Here is a 2,233-nt window from a genome sequence, read left to right as displayed (position 1 = left end):
GTATATGATAATTACTTTTAATTGTTAAAAGAGTCGATTTGATAATGTTTTATTCAGATAAATAGTTTTTACTTTTCTTTTAAATACTTGATTTAAATGGATTAGATTAAGTAACTATTGTTCTAGCTTTTTGATAATCAAGACAACTGAAGAAAGGAAGGAATCATTTTATGAAAAAATTAAGGCTGCTAACATTTGAAAATATAGTAGAACCCCTTTTAAATGAAAAGGTATCATTTATATACTTTCCTATTGAATGGCTGGACATCGTAGAGATACATTATAAGACATTTTTATTAACGAGTAAGTTGAAACGTTTGAATGAAAGATTGTATGATATGTTTTCAGATATATTGTTTATTCAGCATAATCCGTACGTATTAAATGAAAATACACCATGGATTGTATCAAAAGAACCTATTAAACAAGAGCAGCTCGATTATATTTTTCAAAGTTGGTATGAGATTATTCATGATTGGAAGCCAAATAGATTAGTAGAACCACCAAAATATGAATGGCAATCCGATTTGATTTCTAATTTGCCAGTACTACATGATAATGAAACGTATTCTAAGTGGATACCCGCTTTAATCTCACATATTTTTTGTGAGCGTCCTATATATTTAGAAAATACAAATGAAGAAGAATTCTATTTTTCTCCTCTTAGATCACAAAATATTTGTGAGGCGATGTCAGAGCCGATAAAAGATGAAAAAACACAAGATTTTTTCTCCTATGTATATCGATTTCAATGCATAACCCGCGGTGGTGAGAACGCTCCATTATTAAATATTTCAATAGGGATTCGGAGATTTTATCAAGAATATAAGATGATAGGTCAAACAAACCTTGATATGACAACGTTTGTTTGACTTTTTTTGATGAAATGCAAACATTTTGCAAACATAAGTTATCCAAAGATACTTTTACCGAAGTTTTTAACAGCCTCTTCTTGCATATTCGGTAACACATGAGAATAGACACTTAATGTCATTGAAATATCTGTATGGCCTAATCGCTCACTGATGATTTTAGGGTTAACTCCTTGTTTCAATAGTAAAGTTGCGTGTGTATGTCTTAAATCATGGAATTTAATTTCTTTTATACCTACTTTGTGTGTCATCCTAATGAAACTTTTTCTGAAATGTGCTCTTTTTATGATTCTTCCAAACTCATTACAATTTATTAAATCTTGATCTAGATAAGCAGAACCAAACCTTAATTTCTCTTTATTGATTAAAATTTTATGTTTTTTTAAGGCTGCTATTGTTTCATTAGGTACAGGAATTGTGCGTTTTGATGAATTTGTTTTTGCAGTTCTTTTGATTTTATTATCATGACCAGATGTTTGATTTATTGTAACAGTATGTTTTTCAAAATCAATGTCCTGCCATCGTAAACCTAGAACTTCTCCCAGACGCATACCTGTAGTTATTGCAAGTAGATACCCAATGTGATATCGTGATTCTTGTGAATGAGCTAAAAACTTTTTTACTTCTTCCTCTGTCCAAGTCTGGATAGGGGTTTTTTCTTTTTTAGGTATCTCAGCAAAATCTGCTGGATTTCGAGAAATAATATTTTGTTTTACGGCAAGGTTTAAAGCGCTCTTTAAAATTCTATGCATAAGCAGAATAGAATTATTTGCAATCCCTTTATCTATCGCAGTCTTATAACATTTTTGAATGTGTATAACATTTAATTTATGGAGCGCAACCATTCCTATACTAGGTATAACATGTTGGTTGATAAATGCCTTATAGCCAGCAAAGGTACTCTTTTCTATGCTCATACTTTTAATTTCTAGCCAATGATTTAGATAATCCTTTAACGTAACTTTAGATGGTTCTATAAAAGTTCCTTCATTCAACTCTGTAATTTTCTTTGCCACATCAGCCTGTGCTTCTTTTTTTGTCTTATATCCAGAAAACCATTTCTGTCTTCTTTTTCCTGTCTCTGGATCAGGGCCGATATCAATAACGATGCAATATTTATTTCCTCTTTTTCGAATATGTCCTTTCACTTAAAACACTCCTTCATTTTGTTTTGAATCATGTTGTATAAGTCTAGTTGTAATTTTGCTGTTATAAAAATTACAAAGGTGGACATATCAGCGATGGATACATTTTACCATATATGAACAAATTCAGTTATAGGATATGATTGTCAGATGCTGTCGGTTTAATGTTTACAATAGACAAAAAAATTAGCGATATGATTAACGGAAATGTAAAGG

The 2,233-nt window shown here is 30.7% G+C and carries 2 protein-coding genes; one reads left to right on the top strand and one right to left on the bottom strand.

Annotated features, from left to right (window positions below; all coding sequences use genetic code 11):
* Positions 1 to 170 precede the first annotated feature (170 nt).
* Entirely contained in the window at positions 171 to 872 is a 702-nt protein-coding gene (locus ABWK52_RS29430; RefSeq protein WP_000736195.1) for a pPIWI_RE module domain-containing protein, read from the top strand.
* Between the two features lie 38 nt (positions 873 to 910).
* Here the strand turns inward: ABWK52_RS29430 and ABWK52_RS29425 are convergent, their stop codons facing one another.
* Positions 911 to 2,020, bottom strand: a complete 1,110-nt coding sequence (locus ABWK52_RS29425) for a tyrosine-type recombinase/integrase (RefSeq protein WP_098541265.1) — start codon at positions 2,018 to 2,020, stop codon at positions 911 to 913.
* Between the last annotated feature and the right edge of the window lie 213 nt (positions 2,021 to 2,233).

The organism is Bacillus sp. AP50 (assembly GCF_040492675.1).
In the GTDB taxonomy this organism is placed as follows: Bacteria; Bacillota; Bacilli; order Bacillales; family Bacillaceae_G; genus Bacillus_A; species Bacillus_A cereus.
Note: the sequence above shows the minus strand (reverse complement) of the source record. Positions and strands in the feature narration are given on the sequence as shown.